General features: G+C 40.5%; 17 protein-coding genes and 2 tRNA genes. 12 read left to right on the top strand and 7 right to left on the bottom strand.

Annotation, left to right across the window (positions count from 1 at the left end; genetic code table 11):
* Positions 1 to 100: 100 nt before the first annotated feature.
* Complete coding sequence (locus AC2D3N_RS20670; protein ID WP_484691996.1) at positions 101 to 3,280, bottom strand: alpha-mannosidase; 3,180 nt, start codon at positions 3,278 to 3,280, stop codon at positions 101 to 103.
* Positions 3,281 to 3,329: 49 nt separating this feature from the next.
* On the opposite strand from AC2D3N_RS20670, the gene AC2D3N_RS20665 reads away from it, so the two are divergent.
* The 5 genes from AC2D3N_RS20665 to AC2D3N_RS20645 all read left to right on the top strand — a co-directional run bounded on the left by AC2D3N_RS20665 (position 3,330) and on the right by AC2D3N_RS20645 (position 7,566).
* The gene (locus AC2D3N_RS20665; protein WP_484691995.1) at positions 3,330 to 4,736 is read left to right on the top strand and encodes a hypothetical protein; all 1,407 of its coding nucleotides are present in this window, start codon (positions 3,330 to 3,332) and stop codon (positions 4,734 to 4,736) included.
* Positions 4,729 to 4,857 carry a hypothetical protein gene (locus AC2D3N_RS20660; RefSeq protein ID WP_484691994.1) on the top strand — a complete coding sequence of 43 codons (129 nt, stop codon included), beginning with the start codon at positions 4,729 to 4,731 and terminating at the stop codon, positions 4,855 to 4,857. Before AC2D3N_RS20665 ends, AC2D3N_RS20660 begins: the two co-directional genes overlap by 8 nt.
* A gap of 190 nt (positions 4,858 to 5,047) precedes the next feature.
* Complete coding sequence (locus AC2D3N_RS20655) at positions 5,048 to 5,164, top strand: photosystem II reaction center protein I (RefSeq protein ID WP_071782591.1); 117 nt, start codon at positions 5,048 to 5,050, stop codon at positions 5,162 to 5,164.
* Positions 5,165 to 5,216: 52 nt separating this feature from the next.
* Positions 5,217 to 5,396 (top strand): hypothetical protein, encoded by a 180-nt coding sequence (locus tag AC2D3N_RS20650; protein ID WP_144017838.1) that lies wholly within the window; start codon positions 5,217 to 5,219, stop codon positions 5,394 to 5,396.
* Positions 5,374 to 7,566: a DUF3769 domain-containing protein gene (locus AC2D3N_RS20645; protein WP_484691993.1), complete on the top strand. Its 2,193-nt coding sequence runs from the start codon at positions 5,374 to 5,376 to the stop codon at positions 7,564 to 7,566. Before AC2D3N_RS20650 ends, AC2D3N_RS20645 begins: the two co-directional genes overlap by 23 nt.
* Positions 7,567 to 7,655: 89 nt before the next feature.
* On the opposite strand, the gene AC2D3N_RS20640 is transcribed toward AC2D3N_RS20645, so the two are convergent.
* The 4 genes from AC2D3N_RS20640 to AC2D3N_RS20625 all read right to left on the bottom strand — a co-directional run bounded on the left by AC2D3N_RS20640 (position 7,656) and on the right by AC2D3N_RS20625 (position 11,344).
* Complete coding sequence (locus tag AC2D3N_RS20640) at positions 7,656 to 8,078, bottom strand: putative toxin-antitoxin system toxin component, PIN family (protein WP_079680750.1); 423 nt, start codon at positions 8,076 to 8,078, stop codon at positions 7,656 to 7,658.
* Entirely contained in the window at positions 8,075 to 8,359 is a 285-nt protein-coding gene (locus AC2D3N_RS20635) for a hypothetical protein (RefSeq protein WP_079680749.1), read from the bottom strand. Before AC2D3N_RS20635 ends, AC2D3N_RS20640 begins: the two co-directional genes overlap by 4 nt.
* 97 nt (positions 8,360 to 8,456) lie before the next feature.
* Complete coding sequence (locus tag AC2D3N_RS20630) at positions 8,457 to 9,632, bottom strand: M20 family metallopeptidase (protein WP_484693781.1); 1,176 nt, start codon at positions 9,630 to 9,632, stop codon at positions 8,457 to 8,459.
* A 248-nt stretch (positions 9,633 to 9,880) separates the two neighbouring features.
* Positions 9,881 to 11,344, bottom strand: coding sequence for a glycoside hydrolase family 13 protein (locus AC2D3N_RS20625; protein WP_484691992.1), 1,464 nt, complete (start codon positions 11,342 to 11,344; stop codon positions 9,881 to 9,883).
* Between the two features lie 242 nt (positions 11,345 to 11,586).
* Between AC2D3N_RS20625 and AC2D3N_RS20620 the strand changes: the two genes are divergently transcribed.
* Both AC2D3N_RS20620 and AC2D3N_RS20615 read left to right on the top strand, forming a co-directional pair.
* Positions 11,587 to 12,648 (top strand): S8 family serine peptidase, encoded by a 1,062-nt coding sequence (locus AC2D3N_RS20620; RefSeq protein ID WP_484691991.1) that lies wholly within the window; start codon positions 11,587 to 11,589, stop codon positions 12,646 to 12,648.
* Positions 12,648 to 13,694, top strand: a complete 1,047-nt coding sequence (locus AC2D3N_RS20615; protein WP_484691990.1) for a S8 family serine peptidase — start codon at positions 12,648 to 12,650, stop codon at positions 13,692 to 13,694. Before AC2D3N_RS20620 ends, AC2D3N_RS20615 begins: the two co-directional genes overlap by 1 nt.
* A gap of 115 nt (positions 13,695 to 13,809) precedes the next feature.
* Here the strand turns inward: AC2D3N_RS20615 and AC2D3N_RS20610 are convergent, their stop codons facing one another.
* Positions 13,810 to 16,332, bottom strand: a complete 2,523-nt coding sequence (locus AC2D3N_RS20610) for an NACHT domain-containing protein (protein ID WP_484691989.1) — start codon at positions 16,330 to 16,332, stop codon at positions 13,810 to 13,812.
* A gap of 300 nt (positions 16,333 to 16,632) precedes the next feature.
* Between AC2D3N_RS20610 and AC2D3N_RS20605 the strand changes: the two genes are divergently transcribed.
* The 5 genes from AC2D3N_RS20605 (at position 16,633) to AC2D3N_RS20585 (ending at position 20,118) form a co-directional block, all read left to right on the top strand.
* Positions 16,633 to 17,922 (top strand): glucose-1-phosphate adenylyltransferase, encoded by a 1,290-nt coding sequence (locus AC2D3N_RS20605; protein ID WP_079680744.1) that lies wholly within the window; start codon positions 16,633 to 16,635, stop codon positions 17,920 to 17,922.
* A 203-nt stretch (positions 17,923 to 18,125) separates the two neighbouring features.
* Positions 18,126 to 18,563, top strand: coding sequence for a CBS domain-containing protein (locus tag AC2D3N_RS20600; protein ID WP_339394372.1), 438 nt, complete (start codon positions 18,126 to 18,128; stop codon positions 18,561 to 18,563).
* A gap of 69 nt (positions 18,564 to 18,632) precedes the next feature.
* Positions 18,633 to 18,714: transfer RNA gene (locus AC2D3N_RS20595), tRNA-Tyr, on the top strand.
* A gap of 68 nt (positions 18,715 to 18,782) precedes the next feature.
* Positions 18,783 to 18,854 (top strand) — tRNA-Thr (locus AC2D3N_RS20590).
* A 1,000-nt stretch (positions 18,855 to 19,854) separates the two neighbouring features.
* A complete protein-coding gene (locus AC2D3N_RS20585; RefSeq protein WP_484691988.1) occupies positions 19,855 to 20,118 on the top strand; it encodes a hypothetical protein in 264 nt (87 codons plus the stop codon).
* Positions 20,119 to 20,425: 307 nt separating this feature from the next.
* Here AC2D3N_RS20585 and AC2D3N_RS20580 read toward each other — a convergent pair whose 3' ends face one another.
* A complete protein-coding gene (locus tag AC2D3N_RS20580) occupies positions 20,426 to 20,608 on the bottom strand; it encodes a ribbon-helix-helix domain-containing protein (RefSeq protein ID WP_484691987.1) in 183 nt (60 codons plus the stop codon).
* Positions 20,609 to 20,703 lie beyond the last annotated feature (95 nt).

The following is a 20,703-nucleotide window of genomic DNA, read 5'->3' as shown; positions in this document are numbered from 1 at the left end:
ACTCGCCCCACTCAACAACAAAGGTGTTTACAACTTCTTCGTGTCTTTGTGGTTAAACTAATCTTAACCCCGATCAAGATAACAACACCAACTATTATTTCTAATTCTTCCTAGAAGCTAGAGCAAAACTAACTATTTTCCAAGGAGAGATAAAAGCAGTTGTTTCCTGGGGTTGTTCTAATAGATTGACCGAATAATCTATAGTTAATCCCAGATTATTCTGTAATTCTAACATAGTTGATTCTCCCTCACATTCATAACATCTTAAAATCCAGTGTTGGGAGTTAGTTTCTGACTGTTTAAATGCCATTAAAATTAAATGCTCAGACCCTAACTCTAGGAAACTCTGGCCACCGAATGATTCTAAATTAGTGGTTGAAGGTCGGGGGGGATAGACTTTAACCTGTAAAGGACGATTGAATTCGTAACCTTTTTGGACGGTTTTTGCTTGTTTCCAATCTCCTCCATGGGGATAAATGGTATAACTAAATTGATGCCATCCTAAATCCGCTTCTGGGTCAGGCCAGGTTGAACCTCTTAATAATGTTAATCGCAGTTGATCGGGTTGAGCGTCATAACCATATTTACTATCATTTAATAGGCTAATTCCATAATCCGATGTACTAATATCTGCCCAATGAATTGCCGGAACTTCCCATTTAGCTTTTTCTGGATCGGTTTGGGGGTTAGTAGGTCGTTGAATCACTCCACAGGGTATTTCATAACTGGCAAAATCCGCCGTAATTGTTAGGGGAAAAGCGACCTTAATTAAAGTATGACGTTCTTGCCAATTAACAGTGGTTTCTATTTTTAACAGGGGTGAACCTTGTTCTAAAATATAATCTTGGCAGAATTGTGATTGCTTGAATGTTTTAACAATTCTCAACCGCCATACTATCGGCCCCGATTCTATCCATTCTATTGATTTTAATTGCGGTGAATCTAAGGGATATTGTTGATAATTAGGGTTAATATTCCACCCATCCCAATATTGTCCCGAATCTTCAAATACTTGTAATTGATTTCCCTGTCCAGGTTTGAGGATATTTCGTTGATTAATTAAGTCGAAAACCTGTTCTAAATTTCCGGTTTCCGTATCTACAATTACCCGCAAAATATCATTTTCAAAGCTAATCTTTTGGGGTTCTAACTGATAATATTTGACAATCTCGTTTTTTTCTGCTATACTTTCAGTATAATTGGGAATATGTGTGCCCATATAAGGGTATTTCTGCGAGCTTTCTAGGGTTTCAGCCTGTTTGCGCCCCAACCAATACACCTGATATCCCAGACCCGGAACATTTTTTGCCAGGAATAGCAGTTGCGGGTTTTCCGACCCTGACCCCCGTAGTTGGGCGGTTTGGGGCATTCCCTGGTGATCATAAATTTGCCAAGGGCTATCGGAATTAGGAATAGGCACAGCCACGACTTCTGAGCGCGACCAGTTCAGGGAATTAAAGATAAAAATGGGTTGGGCGTCGAGTTGGGAGGGGAAGTTAACAGGAATAGAAGCAACAAGGGCATCGAAGGACTGGTGGAGAATTTCCTGGGCGGTTTTGATGGCGGTTTCCCAGTCTTGATTTGCCTGTTCGTAGACCGCAGCAATGGCAGATCCGGGCAGGATATCGTGAAATTGGTTTAATAAAATCTGCTTCCAAGCGGTTTCTATTTCCCCTTGGGGATAAATAGAACCGGAGTAAAGGGTGGCGATGGTGGCAAATAGTTCTGCTTCATATAATAAGGTTTCCCCCCGACGATTAAACCGTTTTTGATCGGCGTGGGTCGTATAGCAACCGCGATGGAATTCTAAGTATAATTCATCCTGCCAGATCGGAAGTTTTGATGGCGCATTATTCAGGACTTCTGTTAAATAGTCTTTGACCGTTTGAAACTTAAACTCTGGAAAAATAGCAGCTTGATTCCAGCGTCGAGTTATTTCTAGCATATCACGGGTCGGCCCGCCCCCATGATCACCGACTCCGGGCAACCATAAACTGTGATTTAATCCCGTTTGGGTTTTCCATTCCCGAGCATATTTAAACATCTTCACCGGGTCAACCCGCTCTCCAATTAAAGCGGTCATGAAACTAACAATTTTTGTGCCATCTAACCCTTGCCATTCAAACAACCCGTAGGGAAATTTAGTTGTATCATTCCAGCGCAGTTTTTGGGTAATAAAATAATCAATACCTCCCTGTTGGAATATTTGGGGTAATTGCCAACAGAAACCAAAGGTATCGGGTAGCCAAGCTACGGTGGAAAGTTGACCCATTTTTTCTAAAACATATCGCTGTCCGTATAAGACCTGACGGACGATAGATTCTCCATTAATAATATTCAATTCCGGTTCTACCCAGAGTCCGGCGGCAATTTCCCAGATTCCTTTTGCAATATTATCTTGAATTTGACTAAATAAATCGGGACGATGTTTTTCTATCCATTCATAGAGAATAGGGGAGGAATGACAGAAGATTAATTCAGGAAAGTCTGTTTGTAATTGCAAAACTGACTCAAAGGTTTTCTGCGCGACTATCCAAGTTTCTGTTATCGGCCATAACCAAGCTAAGTCTAAATGGGCGTGACCGAGTAAGGAAATTTTGTAGGAGTCTAATTTAGGAATAACTGATTTTAATATCTGACGAACTTGGATGAGGCTATTTTCAAATTTACTCAGATCTTGGGGGAGGATATAGCCAGAAATGATCTCTAAAATATTTCCGAGGAAAATCAAGTCGGTTTCTAGGTCGGGTTGGTAGTTTTCCTCGGCTAAAAATAGTCCTAAAATTTCCAATTCGTCCGCTAATAAACTCGGGTCAATTCGGGAGGTGTCTGAAACTTCATACCAACAGAAAGAACTAACCAACGCCCCGGCGTCGTGACCCGGACTAATTAAAAATAACTCTATTTCAAATTCATCTCCTGGCTGTACCGCCGAACTTAATAAAATTCTGGTATAACTATCAAACAAATCTCCAGCTTGTACAAATTGATGATTAATATAGATTTGAGCATCCTGAGCCCACCAACTTAAGACTAATCTTAAAGTTAAACCCGTTAACGGATAACCTTGTAAGGGAACTATAATTTTTTGTCTTAATTTCAAAACCTGTTTTCCCGCCGCCCAAGGAATATGTCCTCTGTCATTGATTTCAACTGGGTGCTCAGACTCCCCAGGGTTGATAACTTGCCAATGGGGTTGGATATTAATTTGAGTCAACAGACGTAACCGTTGAGCAACTTCTGAAATCTGTAATTGGAGGGTAGGGGTAGAAAAAGACATTTACTGTTATAGTTGATAGGGGAGAATATCGCTCATACTTAATATAACCATGTCTGTTGCTGACTCCGGGCCATATAAAAGTCGATTCTTTAATTTTATCTCTGAGGCGACGCAGAAATTTACCGACCAGAGCAGTCGCACTTGGCGCTATTTTAAGTTCGCCACTGAGATCGCCCTGCAAACAGCACTATATCCAGTTTATTTTATCCTGCAAACCGTTCGAGTCACTACCCAAAAATTAGGCACGGCGATTAAACAGCATTTACCTCAACTCAATTCTGAGGTCAAGTCCCAACCTCCTAATGTTGATGCTCCTATTATTCATATTCTAAATACCGTTACCACCGAAACCGCATCTCTATTGGAAAATTCGATAGCCTCCCAACCCGCAGCAGGAGAAATTCAAGGCGTAGCTAGTCAAATTGATTCCCAAACCTTAGTCTTAGTTCAAAAAGATAATCAAATTTTAGATAGTCTCACCGTTGAACAACAACATCAGCTTCAACAACGAATTAGTTTAGAAGTCGCAAACTATCACTATTGTTATCGAAATTCATCACAACATCCCAAACCCTTTCAACCCCAGTTACAACCTTTTAGCCATCCTATTCATATTGTATCTCCGATTCGGGGGTTTTGGCAAGTATTATGTTGGGTACAAACCAGTCCCGTCGCCGTTAAAATTAATTGTTTTGGAGAATCTAATTTTGTTGAGTCGGTTTCTTTCCCCCAGCCTTCCCCTACTTTTATTCATACCCTAGATTCGGCGATCGCGCAAGTCGAGGATTATTCGATTATTCCCCTCTCCCAAGCGACCCATAGCTTAGTCAAACAAAGTCAAACCCTAGGAAAAACCGTAATTCAAACTTGGCAATATCCCCATTTATCTGTCAAATCAGCATCTTCCTTAGAACCGGGTTTTGATCAATATTTCTATAAGGTTCAGTCCCTAATTCTGGCAGCAATTGATTATTTTTTCCAAGACCATCAGCATACTATTAATTCTGAGCCTATCTCCGAAGAATATTCCGGGGTAATTTCCGCTTCAAAATCTTCCTCCCCAGAAGACCCCTGGTTAACTATTGATACTCGAACAAATAATATCTTATCCAAACTCAAGAAACCTAAAACCCAGAATAACCCTATCGAAAACCATAGGATTTTTCAGAAAGTTCAATCTTCCTTAAACCCCTTTTCAACACAAACAACCCCCGAAAAGATCGGTTTAATTTCTGAAGTTCCCCAAAATACCTTGACAAAAACGCCCAACCGTGTTAAAAACCCCAAAAAAACCGCGACTGCTCCATCTTCCCCCGACTGGCTAGAAGCCCAGGTGACATCAACCGGATATATTAAACATCCCCTAGAGAAGATTTTAGGATGGTTAGATCAAATTATGGTTAAAGTTGAGGAGGCGATCTCTAAAACTTGGTATTGGTTAACTCATTATGAGTAATGGGGAATGGGGAATGGGGAATGGGGAATGGGGAATGGGGAATGGGGAATGGGGAATGGGGAATGGGGAATGGGGAATAGTAAGAACACTGTACCGTAATTTTTCCAACCGTTCTAGCTAGTCCTAGAACCAAAAAATACTTTATAGGCGCGCACAGACTATCCATTATAATAATAACACAAAATCAATCCCTGTCAAGGGGGTAGAAAAAGAATCCTTAAAGCAAAGGATATTTTGGGATATGATGGTAAAGTTGTGCCTCCGGCATAACAGCTATAAATAAACTCTTGCAGCCTCGGAGAAATTCACAAATGCTGACCCTAAAAATCGTTGTTAATATCGTAGTTCTGTTCTTCTTTAGCTTATTCGTGTTTGGTTTCCTGTCCAATGACCCAGCGCGGAACCCCAAACGCAGAGACTTAGAGTAGAGAAACATGGAAATTGTCCAAACAGAAGTTAGGGCTTGAAAATCAGAACCAGATGCCAACAACCTCTGTGAACAAAATCCCTGATATAATAGAAGATGGGAGTGTCATTAGTAATCATCCCTACAGGCTGATAGCTAATGACATTGTTTTAGCCCGTTCCCTAAAGGGGTTGAGTTTTGGCTATTCTGTGGAATTCCGTTACAGCAAGTATGCCTTACCCGCCACCACCTGAACCACCCCCAATTATTCGTCATCTTCCCCAGCCACAGACCACTGAAACGGGGATAATTGGATTAGAACCAAAAATATCTTCCAGGGCAAAAACCCAAAGCACCATCACCTATCCTTTACCTAAATATCAGATTCAGGCACCCAGTGGCTCCCTATCCGCAGAACTACTGGGATCGACCGTCACCAGAGAAACCGCCCAACCCTTAACCGAGAATCAGTATCGGTTTGATGCCGCCTTTTCCTTTACCAATAGCGATAACTTCTGTCATACACCCTGTAACAGAATAGTTGTCACCCCCCCTAAAACTCCAACCCAAGAATCCACAGTTATTCCAGTTCCCACCCCCGCAGATATTGTCGAAATCACCGCCGATCGGCAAGAATATGATCAACAGCGGCAAATCGTCACCGCCCAAGGGAACGTGATAGTGCGGTTTCGCCAGTCCTTAATTGATGCGGATCAAGCCCAAGTTAACCTGAGTACCCGTCAAGTGGTGGCTCAAGGGAATGTGGCCCTGACCCGAGGAAATCAGGTGATTCGGGGCGATCGCATGGACTATAACTTCGTGCAAAGTACCGGGTCAGTTTACCAAGCCAACGGCGTTGTTTATACCCCCTCCACCGACACCGATTTAACCGTGGTTGATCCCCTAAATCCAGGTGTTACCCCCCTACTAAATGCCCCGATCAGCGACCGAATTACCGCCGCCCAACCCCTAGCAAAAGTCAAAGCCGATGGGGGATTAAACGCCGGAGTCTCTGTCGGAGGGGGGGAAACCTTTGGGGTACAAGGCAGTGTAAATCGCCTGAGATTTGCCGCCGAACGAATTGATCTGTTTGGGGATGGGGGATGGGAAGCCCAACAGGTGCGACTTACCAACGATCCCTTTTCCCCCCCGGAACTAGAATTAAGGGCCGATACCGCCCGATTTACTCGAGTTTCACCCCTACGCGATGAACTGATTACCACCAAATCCCGACTGGTGCTAGATCAATCCTTTAACGTCCCTCTCTTTCGAGAACGTACCGTCATTGATCGAAGCCAAAAAGAACCCCTGCCCTTTTCCTTTGGTTATGATCTCAAGGATTTTGGAGGATATTATATTCAGGGAAATCTGCCCTCTGTTCCCCTTGGCCCGTTGACCCTGCAAGTGGCACCTCGATTGTTACTCCAACGGGCTTTTCAAGAGAATGTCACCCCCTTCGATCCTAAAACCTTGGGGTTGGAAGCAAAGATTTCGGGATCAATTACCCCCACTACGGAATTGAGGGGGTTTTTATCCATAAATACCTTGGAAAATTTCCCCGATCTGAATGAAAAAGCCCTCCGAGGTAGTATCCGAGTCCGCCAACAATTGGGGTCTGGGTTTGCACTCAATGGAGAATATAGTTATCGTAACCGTTTGTTTAATGGAACTTTGGGGTATCGTACGGTTTGGAGTAGTTTGGGGGCAGTGCTGACTTCTCCTAAGATTGCTTTAAACGACCAGGGGGCTACCTTTAGCTTTCAAACCTCCTATCAATCGGTAAATGCCGATAGCGATCGCCCGGAATTACTCAAACCGACTCGTGTGAATAATCGAGTCACTTTAGATCGTTATGAGGCGTTAGGAACTTTAATTTATCCAGTTTTATTATGGCGGGGAGAAGGCTTACCAGCAACGGCTACGGAAGGTTTACGGTATACCCCTCGACCCGTGATTCCCTTCGTACAATTAGCATTAATTACCAGAGGAGTCACCACCCAATATAGTCAAGATTATTCCCAATCCTATCTCAGCACTTCGGTAGGGGTGCAGGGACAATTGGGTCATTTTTCTAAAGACTTTTTAGACTATACGGGGTTTAGTCTTTTTTATACCCAAGTGATATTGGATGGACAATCGCCCTTTTTGTTTGATCGTTTAGTCGATCAACGGGTATTAAGTATGGGATTAGTGCAGCAACTTTATGGGGGGTTAAGGGCTGGGATTGAATCGGCGGTTAATTTAGATAATGGTTTATCATTAAACAATGAATTAACCTTAGAATATAGTCGCCGTACCTATGGGGTGATTCTCAGGATTAATCCGGTGCGTCGGATAGGAAGTATCAATCTCAGAATTAGTGATTTTAACTGGATTGGAACTCCAGACCCCTATTTTGGTTCTACTCCTAAAACGGAAAATTAGGGTGTGAAGTTTATATTAACAAAATTCGTTATATCAATTTAAACTTTTTTATCTGCTATAATCATCTGAAAAGTTGCGAAAGTTTTTCTCTAAATCCCTGGAAAGTAAATATTTAAAAAATCTATAGCTGTTAAAATAGGGATATTTTCATAGTTTTCTAAGGTTAATAAATCCCGATCTCCTGTAATAATATAATCTGCTTGAGATGCGATCGCAGTTGCTAAAATAATCCCATCATTCGGATCTCTTAATTCAGGAAAATATCGTTTTGGAATAGAATAAATTTCTACCGAATTTCGGATTCCATCCATTAAATTATGAACTTCAAACCCCCAAGATTGGAGTTTAAGTTTAAATTTCTTTTGACTTAATGTTATTGCTAACTCCGTTAATAATTCTTCAGAAGCGCATACATTAATCTCTCCAATCTCGCCTAATTTCAAAATTTGATCAGGTCTGCCATCCCATAACCAACCGGAGATAAAAATATTGGTATCTAATACAACTTTCATAATTCTGATTTTCCTTCTAAATTCATTTGATGTCTCACTTCTTTGACGATTGCACAAATTTCTTCCATTGTCATTGGATTGGGATCGGGTTCAGATTCGTCTCTACGCCGTCTGAATTCTTCCCAATCAAATCCGGGTTTAACTTTTTTAAAAAGTAAGCCTTCTTCCGTAATTGCTACTTTATATTGATCCCCTGGTGTCAGTTGGGTTTGTAATTCTGCGGGAATGTCTAAGTTGCCTTCGGCGTTCACAGTAACAGTTAGGGTGACAGTTGTTTCCATATTGCTGACTTCCTAATTTTTCTAATTCTATTTTAGCTAATTTTTTACGGGATTAACAGGTATTTTTGGTATTGATTAATTCTTCTGGTGTTGCTAATTATTTCTGACAAAATTTATAGGCAGAATAGGCTAGAGTTACCACCCCCGTAATAATTGCCGATTCATCAATTTCAAACTTAGGATGATGTAAGGGATAATTATGTTTATTTTTGTGTCCGACACCCAACCGAAACATCATTCCGGGTGCATAATCTAAATAGACAGAAAAATCCTCTGCTCCTAAGGAGGGTTCGGGTAAATTTACCACCGCACCAGACCCAAAAGCCTCTCTAACACTTTCTTCGACAATTTGAGTTAACATCGGATCATTCTGCACCGAGGGAACACCCCGACGATAATTTAACTCATAATTTGCCCCATACATTTGGCAGATATTAGCAACAATTTGTTCTATCCAATTGGGTAAAGCTTCGTAGGTTTCAGGATGAAGCGATCGCACCGTTCCTAATAGTTTAACCTGATCCGCAATAATATTAGGAGCCCGTCCACCCATAATTTGACCAATGGATAAAACCACAGGTCTTAAAGGGTTTTGGGTGCGACTAATCGCCTGTTGTAACATGGTAATGACCTGAGCCGCGATCCAAATCGCATCCTTAGCTTCATGGGGTCGCGCCCCGTGACCCGACTCTCCGATAATAGTTAATTCCAAATCATCCGCCGCCGCCGTTAACGCACCCGATCGCAGTCCCACACATCCGGCGGGAATACTAGGGAATACATGAACGCCCAAAATCGCTGCCACGTCCTCCATGACGTTATCATGCACCATCCAGGTTGCCCCTTTAGCAATTTCTTCCGCAGGTTGGAAAAAAAACCTCACTTTCCCAGGAAACTCCTGGCCCAACTGAGATAATACCATCGCTGTGCCTAACCCTAGGGTGGTGTGCAGGTCGTGTCCGCAAGCGTGCATGACCCCCATCTGTCGAGAAGCATACTCTAACCCGGTTAATTCGGTCATCGGCAGGGCATCCATATCGGTGCGAATGGCAAACCAACGGGGGTTGGTGGTATTTCCCTTGAATTCTCCCACGACTCCCGTTGTCCCCACGCCTTCTTGCACCTTAATCCCACAGGAGGACAGCACCCCGGCAACATAGGCGGAGGTTTGATATTCTTGACCACTCAGTTCTGGATGGGCATGAATATGGCGACGAATCTCAATTAAACGAGGTGATAACGTTGTAGCAATATCTTTGATTTTTTCTAGCATAGAGGGCGACTTCTGGGTCATAATCTGATGAAACTATTAATAATTAGATTAAGTTAGATTCTTTATTATAGAGTAAAAAATAGGGAATAGGGAATGGGCAATGGGCAATAGTGAAGATATAGAATCTTGAATAAATGAAGTTCCCATCGGAAATTAGAATGATTATTGATCTTATTAGAAAAATCAATCACCATTGTTTATTGCTGATTTCCTAATTGCCCATTATCTCTTTATCTTTGCCTAGAAAACTAACAATTTGCTAAAATTATTCCTTGACGGGGAGGAAGATAGACCACTAATTCTGTGGTGTGATTTTCTGTTTTCCAACTGAATTTCCCTTCTCCATAAATTAACTGATTAGGACAAGTCTTTAAGTTAGTAACCGTAACATTAATTTCGGCTGATTCTGTTCCCGAATTCACCATCACAATTAATTCCTCATTCTCCAAACATCGAGCAAATCCATAAATCATATCCTCAGCATATAATACCTGATAAGAACCCGTTCTTAAAGCCGGATATTGGTGACGAATAGCAATCAGTTTTTTGTGATAGTCTAAAATATCTTGATGCCAAGAATCTTGCATTGGGAAACTGCGGCGAGAGTCAGGATCAAGGTGTCCTTCTAACCCGACTTCATCCCCGTAATAAATACTGGGCGCACCTGGAAAAGTAAATAACAATAAGGTTGCCAACTCAACACTGGCTTTATCTCCGCCAGCAATAGTAATTAATCGGGCTGTATCATGACTATCGAGTAAATTCAATTGTGTTAGTTGAATTTCCCAAGGATATAACTCTAATAAATCTTGTATTTTTTGCCCATATTCCTTAGCAGATAGAGCCGGATAAGGAAAATAGGAAGGACTTTCGACTAACTCCATTTGAACGCGATCGCCTGCGGTAAAAGCAATGGTCGGAGCCGTAAATAAATAATTCATCACCCCATCAAATTGCGTCCCATCTAACCATTCTCGGGAATCTTCCCACACTTCCCCAACAATATAAGCCTCTGGATTAACAGCCTTAACTCTATCTCGAAATTCCTGCCAAAAACCAGGAGTTTTGACTTCAAAAGGCACATCTAAACGCCAACCATCAATGCCAAAATCAATCCAATATTCAGCAATTTCCATGATATATTCCCTGACTTGAGGGTTGTCATGATTAAATTGAGGTAAAGCCCGATTTCCAATCCAACCGACATAATTAGCAGGTTTACTGCCATCATAAGCAGATAAGGGCCAGCCTTCAATTTTAAACCAATCTAACCAAGGAGAATGGGGGCCATTTTCTAAAATATCATGGAACTGGAAAAAGCCCCGACTGGCATGGTTAAATACCCCATCTAAAACAATTTTAATCTGGCGTTGATGGGCTGCATCTAATAACTCTTGAAAAGCCGTATTTCCCCCGAGTATGGGGTCAATTTGGTAATAATCATGGGTATGGTAACGATGATTAGAAGCCGATTGAAAAATGGGGGTAAAATAAATCGCATTAATTCCTAAATCCTGTAAATAATCTAATTGTTCAATCACGCCCCATAAATTGCCTCCTTTATATCCCTGTAAACTCGGTGGTAAATCCCATGGTTCCCAGCGATCAGATTTTAACAATTTTTTGCGCGGAATGGCGGCTTGAGCAAAGCGATCGGGAAAAATTTGATAAAATACCGAGTGTTTAACCCAATCTGGAGTTTGTATTTGCATAGATAAATTTTAATCACATATAGTTAAGTATAACTGCTAAAATTAAGCAAAATTTTACAAAGTTATTCGATTTAGCTGAACCACAGTGAGCTTAGAAATTAGCTCTTTAATTTTAGGCGATCGCTAACCTCTCCAGCAAGTCAATCACTCTAATCAGATATTAAAGTTTTATTAAGTAGCCATGAATATCTTATTTACCAATGATAAATTAGAAACAACTTATTGGATGTACACCCAGAGGAATGAATGACCCAAATAGTAATGTACCACCCATTGTTTACGCGGAAGCCTCAGTTCATTCACAAGGGGGGGTTTCCCTATTCCGATCTTCAGAACTAATTACCCGCGAGAATATTACTCAATTTTATTCTCATCCTCAACAGGTTAATTTAGCAATTCAACGTCTAAAAGCTGAAGGGTTTGAAGTTTTAGAAACGGGACGAGTCACTCTTAGTATTGCAGGTTCTGCTGATTTGTATGAGCGTGTTTTCAACACGAAAATTATTGCTAAAGAAAAAACGGTTATAAAAGGAGGAGGATTAGAAAGTATCGGCACATTTTTAGATACTCCCGATACTGATATTGTCGGTTTTATTGATCCGTCTTCTAGTCCTTTATCGGATTTAATTGAAGGAATTGCCTTAAGTGAACCTGTTTATTATGCCGATGTTGGCTTACCTTCAGAATCTCCTCCAAATCCTTCCTATTGGCATTTAATTCCCCAGGATATTGCCCAGAAACTGAATGCAGTAACGGCTCATAAACAGGGAATTAAAGGTCAAGACATTAACGTTGTCATGGTAGATTCAGGATGGTATCGTCATCCTTTTTTTGCCCGGAATGGATATCAAGGTAAAGTCATTTTAGGGGCAGGATGTATTAACCCCGAAGTCGATGAAAATGGACATGGCACCGGAGAATCTGCCAATCTATTTTCTGTGGCTCCTGAAATCAATTTTACGATGATAAAATGGAACTTCAAAAATTCAATTGCTGCCTTTAAAAAAGCGGTTTCCTTGCGTCCTGATGTGGTTTCTTGTAGTTGGGGAAGTAGCAAACAATATCTGCCTTTAGCCGCCTATGATATTGCCTTAACTGCTAATATTGCCGATGCAGTTTATCAGGGAATTATTGTTGTTTTTTCCGCTGGAAATGGACATTGGGGATTTCCCTCTCAACACCCGGATGTGATTGCAGCTGGGGGCGTTTATTTGGGTTCTAATGGCAACTTAGAAGCGAGTAATTATGCCATTTTAGCAGCAATATCTATTCGGAGCGAATTGTTCCTGATATTTGTGGGTTAGTGGGAAAAAAACCCAGGGCGGCTTATATTGTCTTACCAGTTCCCCCTGGAAGCACGTTAGATGCCGTTTTTGGTTTACCCGGAGTTAAACATCCTGATGCGGATGAAACGTCCTCAGAAGATGGTTGGGCAGCCTTTAGTGGAACATCCGCCGCCGCACCCCAACTCGCAGGAATATGTGCGTTGATGAAGCAAGTTAACCCGCAATTATCCCCCCAACAAGCCAAAGAAATTCTGCAACAAACTGCCATTGATGTAATTGAAGGAAGTTGCAATTCTGCGACGGGAGGACATTCGGCTAAACCAGGATTTGATTGGGCAACAGGAAGTGGTTTAGTTAATGGGTTTGAGGCGGTAAAAACAGCACAAAAATCAGCAAAAGGAGAAACAAAAAAACAAAATCCAAATTCTCAAGTTCGAGATGCACACCCAGTTTCAAAACATAAAAACATCAAACAAGTGGAGGGATTTATGAATTTTTCTGTTGATATTCAGTCTAACGAACAGCTTGCCCAAAAATTGAATAGATTAGATATTAATTGGCAACTTGATCAAAAACTGCAAGAGCTTCTAAAGGATGCTCGTAAGAATGATCCCGATATCCCCTATCTGGAAATTGATCAAATCAGCTTTACCATACGATCTTCCCAAACTAATGTTGTTGCGGCACTGAAACAAGAAATTGAACCAGTGAAGAATCTTATGGAAAAGGTAAAATCTGGACATACAATGAAAATTCCTTTATCGGCTTTAGTGGCGGCTGAAAGTCTATTAAAGATGGGCAAAGCCGATGATTTTGTAATTGAGTTTCTCACAGAAGCATTGCAAAAAGCCGATAGTCCAATGGCAAAATCCCGTGCAATCAAAGCGTTAGGGGAAATGAGTTCTTGTGGTTGTAGTTCAGAATCTAGTAATCCAAATGAGGATGATCAACAGATGGTTCGTTACAAATGCACAACACAGGATGTACGCAATAAGAAAAAAGTTACTTGCAGTGATAATAGCAACTTAACCTGCACCACAGCAGGTCAGGAAATCCGTTGCTAGTGGTAAGTAGTGTTTAAATTTAGGACTAATGCAAAGACACTAAATTTAGGAAAGTTTCTGCTTGTTTAAAATTATACCTAGGTCTGTTTTGCGAAAGTCCTGAATTGATAAAAACTTAAATCTTTGAGTTTGAGCCTGAACTTGTTCTTTTCTGAAGTTCTAATAAGACAAACTCAGAGGTTTTTACTGCTTTATCATTAGCTAAAAAGCAATCTAGCACCGCTAATAGAAATCCTTGAATCATTTCCGATGTACTTTGTTTTATATCAGCTGTAGCAAAAAATTCATACCATAACTGCTCATTATTACCGCAATATTCTACAACAAACATAGCTGCTAAATACTCAGCCAGAGGATCAAGAGCAAAGCGAATTTCAGTATAACTGGGAGGAACAGTTTGGATAATGCAGAGACGATTTTCTAAATATTTGAGACGCGCCTCTGCATCATCATTTCCTAATGCTTGAATGACAGTATCTTTTAATGCTGTTGTTGGTCGATAGGTCTGTTTGAGACATTCCCAAGCAATCATTTTAAGATCCTGGTGAATCTTCGAGTTTTCTGGGCGATCACCTGAGATATTCCCATTAATTCGATTTAAGTATTCTAAGATTAAATCAGGAATATTTTGAGGAAATTTATCAATATTACCACTCGTTTTGACTGCAATTATCTGTTCAATAAAAAGCTTTGCCAACAGCACAGTAACATCTCTTTTTCCAGCAATCATTAACAATCGATCCCTGACATCAACTAGTTCTTGGTCTTTAAAGATATCTTGTTTTCCCCGTTGAGTAATATAAGATTGTATAAAATATAACAAGCGATCCCTCTCAACTCGCATGGGTTGAAGTACAGTTTTATTCACTCCACCTAATGATTCCTCCATCCGTGAAGTTACAATTAAAGCATTAACCGGAAATCCTGGTAATTCTGGACGAATTTGTTCGCGGGTTGCTGGACTCATTTCTGAGAAATGATCCACAATTACCAGTAAACGTTGTTGAATCAGAAGTTGTTCTAAAAATTCTTCAGAAACAGGTTTCTGAGCATCGACTAAATTTTTTAATAAACCTCGGATAAGCTCAAGAAAAACCTGTTTTCCTTCAGCTACTTTAAAATCAAGTTCCTGTTCAACTAATATCGGCAACATCCGATGTTTACACAACCGTTTTTCAGGAGTATCCGACATCGCCCAGCGTGCAATTTGACAGGCAAGACTTGTTTTACCTGAACCCCCTTCACCCCAAATTAAAAGACATTCTTGTTGTTCACTAAATTTAGCTTGCAATTCCTTCGCTGTCAATTCCGCTATATCAATACCATCTAAAATGACTGGGATGGGAATATAAATACTACGCTCTTTAACCGTTGTTTTTTTGTCAAATTCTTTACGAGCTTTATCCAAATTAGCTTTTACCCATGCGTCTAGTACCCTGGGGTGGTAGCAAGACCGAAATAAAAGCAACCTTAATAAATCTGAAATTTTGAGATTTCCTAGAAAATTCGGTAAGGGAATATCGGTATAGCGTTGTAGAATATCATTACACCTTAACAGCCACAAAGGACGTAACCACAGAGACATTAAAACAAAATATAGCCAAGATGTAGTGATTAATATTGGCACGGATTCTTGGGGTTTACTGACTATCCAATCCAGTATTGTTTGAAATTCTACTGAATCTTGGACATTATTAATGTTATTTATTGCGTAATTTAAAGACTCCTTGACTTGATTGATATGTGCCATTGATTTCTGATTATTACTGCTATCGTTCTTATTAAAATAATCTAAAATATCTTGTAAACCTTCCTTGGAATTTAACCTTTCTTGTGGGTTTAACTTAGATGCTCTCTTAGATAACTCATCTCCGACCCCTATTAAAGATTTAATTACCTCTTGTGTTACTTGTGGATTATTTTTTTCTAATAATTCTTTGAAGATTATAATTGCGGTTTTAACGTCTCGCCCACTACTGGCGAGTGCGTAAGCAGAACCCATTCGCACTTGCCAATCATTACTTTTATCTAATGCTACTGATCTCACATTTTCGATAGCTATAGCTGATTTTGAATTTGACAAATCAACTTTACGAAGTAGAGAAGTGATAGCTAAGTCAGTGGTATAACGAACAGATTCGTCATCATCTTTTAAAGATTCAAATAAGGTTTTAAGTATTTTTTGTATTTTGTCTGGTGGCGCAATTTCCATTAAAACTTCAATAGCATAAACACGAACTGACTGCTTAGGATTACTGACAAATTGATTATCAATAATTAAATCTGTAATATGAGCAGCCTGTTGAGACGAAATTTTAGCAGGTTCTTCAATTTCTGATAAAGCTTGCAGGACAGATGAAATCACTTCAGGATTCTGATTGTTTTCTAATTCTTTAATTAAAATATCAACAACATTAGGAATTGTGCTTAATTGATTAATAGCTTCTGGATACTTCTCTTGATTGTTATAATCCATTAACATCTCAATCGGATCTTTAATTCTCGGATCAACCTCAACAGCATCCTGCTTAACATTCTGTTGCGCCAACCCAGCACTCGACAATAATAGAGGTAAAGAAACCCCGACCACAGCCACTTTAATCGCCTGAGAAACCTTATGCCAATATGGGTGCATCATAAATCCTCTATCCTGAATCAAAATTGATCCTGTTTATTCTCGTATAACCTGAAATTAACAAAACAATCCCCGATAAATCCGGTAAAAAACTATAAAGAATTATCCACTTCTAAACCGCTAGAAAATTTTCAACACTTAAAATTCAATAACCGTTTAACAATTATTTGGCCTTTTCCCTTCCTCTTAACTTAACCCAAACCCAAACTTAATGTCGGTTTTGCCTCTCCCCCCTTGTCAAGAGTACCGTACAGTCGGACACTGGACTTGGGAAGACTATTGGCAGTTGAGAGGTAATTTTTTGTGAAACGAGTTTTAGCAATCATTCTCGGTGGCGGTGCGGGTAGCCGCCTGTATCCTTTAACCAAAATGCGGGCCAAACCTGCGGTGCCCATTGCCGGGAAATATCGGTTAATCGATATCCCCATTAGTAACTGTATTAACTCCGAAATTCTCAAAATCTACGTTTTAACCCAGTTTAACTCAGCATCCTTAAACCGTCATATTGCCCGCGCCTACAACTTCTCTGGTTTTGATGATAGCTTTGCAGAAGTCCTAGCCGCCCAACAGACCACCCAAAACCCGAATTGGTTCCAGGGTACGGCGGATGCGGTGCGTCAGTATTTGTGGCTGCTGAAGGAATGGGACGTTGACCAATTTCTGATTTTATCCGGTGACCATCTCTACCGCATGGACTATCGGGAATTTGTCCAACGTCATTTAGACACCAAGGCGGATATTACCCTTTCCGTATTGCCCATTGACGAAAAACGGGCCTCGGATTTTGGGCTAATGAAACTCGATGACTCTGGACGGGTGATTAGTTTCAGTGAGAAACCCAAGGGAGACGCCCTCCAACAAATGCGGGTGGATACCTCCAGGTTAGGTTTATCTACTGAACAAGCTAAAGAAAATCCTTATATTGCTTCCATGGGGATTTATGTCTTTAACAAAGACACCTTGATTAAGTTATTAGATGAAAATCCCCAGGAAACTGATTTCGGGAAAGAAGTAATTCCCAACGCATCGGGGAATTTAAACGTTCAAGCCTTTTTGTTTAAAGACTATTGGGAAGATATTGGAACCATTGAAGCGTTTTATCATGCCAATTTGGGTTTAACCCAACAACCCCACCCCAACTTTAGCTTCTATGACGAAAAAGCTCCCATTTATAGCCGTTCTCGTCACTTACCCCCCACGAAAATCCTAGATTGCCGGATTACTGAATCCATTATTGCTGAGGGTTGTATCCTGAAAGAATGTCGGATTGACCATTCGGTTTTAGGGTTACGTTCCCGGGTGGAAGCGGGCTGTGTAATTGAAGATACCCTACTGATGGGTTCAGACTTTTATCAACCCTTCTCAGAACGTTCTTCAGGTTTACAAGAAGGTGAAATTCCTCTAGGAATCGGTTCTGATACCGTGATTCGTAAGGCGATTGTTGATAAAAATGCTCGTATTGGTCGCCATGTCAAAATTATCAACAAAGAGGATATCCAAGAAGCGGAACGGGAAGACTTGGGATTTTATATCCGCAGTGGTATTATTGTGATCCTGAAAAATGCGGTCATTACTGACTATACCGTTATTTAATGTTGGTGTGAAAACAAAACCCAATCCATTTATTTAGAGGACTTCCTGCTATCAGGAAGTCTTTTATTGTGTAGCAATGGATTATTTAATCGCCCAAGAGGTGGTTAAACTGCGAATTGAGATGGGAACTATTTCCCATCAAGCTACCTTACCAGAAGTGATTAAGTTATGCCTGGAAAGAAACTGGATATTCTCGGATTTCGGTGCAGGGAGAATCCAAGGATCAAATTGTCGGGATTGTTCATTTGAAACGAGCGTTACAATTTGCCCATGCCCACGGAGAGGAACAGGACAGCATTTCTGTCACAGAAGCCATGATTCCTCCGGTTTATGCCCCTGAAACTAAACGAGTTGGGGATTTACTCAAGGAAATACTGCAACAGCGCTTACACCCGGCAATTGTGGTGGATGAATATGGGGGTAAGGTTGGGTTAGTGACCCTGGAGGATATTTTAGAGGAGTTAGTCTGGGAAATTTACGATGAGAGCGATTTTCCCCGCCGCGCACCCAATCGTTCAACAAGCTCACTACAGGCCGTCCTCGCACCAGTTCCTCCCGTCCAACCCGCACAACGGAAAAAAACCATAAAACCCATAAACTCCCTGAACGCCAGGGTTTTTAGCCCCTTTCACCCTAGGTAAAAAAAATTTTTTGCCAAACCCCTAGACATTTTCTGAGATTGTGCTACTATATAAAATTGTTGAATAAATGGGTCGATGCCCGAGCGGTTAATGGGGGCGGACTGTAAATCCGCTGGCTACGCCTACGCTGGTTCAAATCCAGCTCGGCCCACCTCTAAAACTCAAAAAATTAAAGACTGGAAGCTATCATTTGTTAGTTTTTTGTTCTTGATTTTTTTTGCCCGTGTAGCTCAGTGGTAGAGCACTTCCTTGGTAAGGAAGAGGTCACGAGTTCAATCCTCGTCACGGGCTTTATTTTTTTTGATTATTTTAAACGCCCGAAACTAGGATTTCATCGTGACCTCTTCCTTACCAAGTGAAGATACTTACCACTGAAAAAAACCTAAGTTACTCAAAATTTACTCAACCTACCTTCAAGATAAGAGAAAAATGAGTAATTATCCCTCTATCTACTCATACAGACATTTAATCTAAAACCCTAAATAATTAATTTTTACTTATACCCTTAAAACTTAAAAATCCCATTAACACATAAATTTAAAAGTGTCAAATGGGATAAATAGAAAATTATATATAAGGAATAATCCCTATAAACTATCTCTACAAGGTTACCTCCCCTAACCCGACTATTGATTCTAAGTCGGTTCAGTTACCCGTCAAGGCACACTACGTTGAAGACACCTTGACTGCTACCTGAAACCTCCAATCAATATTTGTCAGGGGTTAGGGGGAGAGGGTATATTCTCCCAATCCTCAGCTAAGTTAAAAATTTTGTCACAGCCATTGGAGAAATTTGTAAATCTTCCCATTGTATGCAGCTTGGGAAGATAACCAGAAAGTTTTAGGATAGGAACGGTAGAAAGTTTTAACCCATGGCTGTGGTGATCGGTGAGTGATGGGAAAAGGGAAGGGGTGAGTGATTGGTGATGGCTCAATTTTTCGATTAAACCTGTAACGACTGATATTAATGACCTTAAAGGAATAGGGCATAGGTGATTATTTTCTATAGCCGCTATCCATTGCGGCTATAAATAGAAATCATCTATCAGACCCCCAAACCTATACCCCTAAGTAGTTTTGGTGAAATTAACTATATTTTCCCCTTATACCCTACTTAGTGTTGACTTTTTAGTGCAAGTTTTAAAACCTATATATAAAGGGTGTTACAGTGATATGCTTTATTCAAGGCGCATAATTAATGTATCGAGTATATTTAATCCTTCAAGACATTGTAGGCTAAATGAATCAGTGTTACACTGTTAGTAGTACCGTAACAGAGGACGCAATCATTATGCCTAACCGTATTCCTAACACCTCTGGACTAGATAAGTCCCCCTGGGTAAATAAACCCATCAAAGTCTACCGACTACCAGAAGCGATCGCACCTAAAGTTTTAGAATATGCCCACAAATTGGACAATGGGAGTTATGACCGTCAAGCTGAATTGGATACCGCCATTGACACCCTAACCCAAGCCCTAACCCTACCTGCTAACACAGGGGGTGCTATCAAAAAGGAAATCAAGGAAGCGTTAGCCAAACTCAATAACCTATAACTTTTTTCATGCGATAAATAAATAAAAGCTGGTAAAGCTGGTAAAGCTGGTAAAAAAATAAATTTAACTAAAATAGCTGTGTAGGCCGTGTAAGAAAGTGGGAAGTATTGATATATAAGGGTTAGAACCCTACACAGCCCCCCTACACAACCCTACACAACCACCCGTACCAGTTTTATCCTAAATAGCTTGTAACCATTACCCCGTAAGCATTACAGCATTTACACAGCCTACACAGTAAAAATAATCAAAAAAAATAACCCCTGATAGTTAGTCAGGGGTTTTAGTGTTTGGGGGTGATGGTGGGTTAGTTATCCTTTTTTGCTGTGATTACATTCTGATTATTTTTTTCTCTAACCGCAGTTTCAAGGATGTAGGTAGCAAGAGACGACAATGATCGCCCCTCTAGTTCCGCCCACTCCTCTAATTTTTTGTATATAGCATCTGCCATATATGCCGTTACCCGCTTTGTCACAACTTTAGTTTGCATAGCTTATCAGTTCCTATTTTGTCATGTATTCGTGTTGTTTACATACTTTAACACAGATAAGGGTTGCGTACAACGTGTATTAGTGTTATATTAAC

It is taken from the genome of Planktothrix sp. PLAVEN19ND, assembly GCF_057220675.1.
The sequence above is the reverse complement of the archived record's forward strand: the minus strand, read 5'-3'. Positions and strand labels throughout refer to the sequence as shown.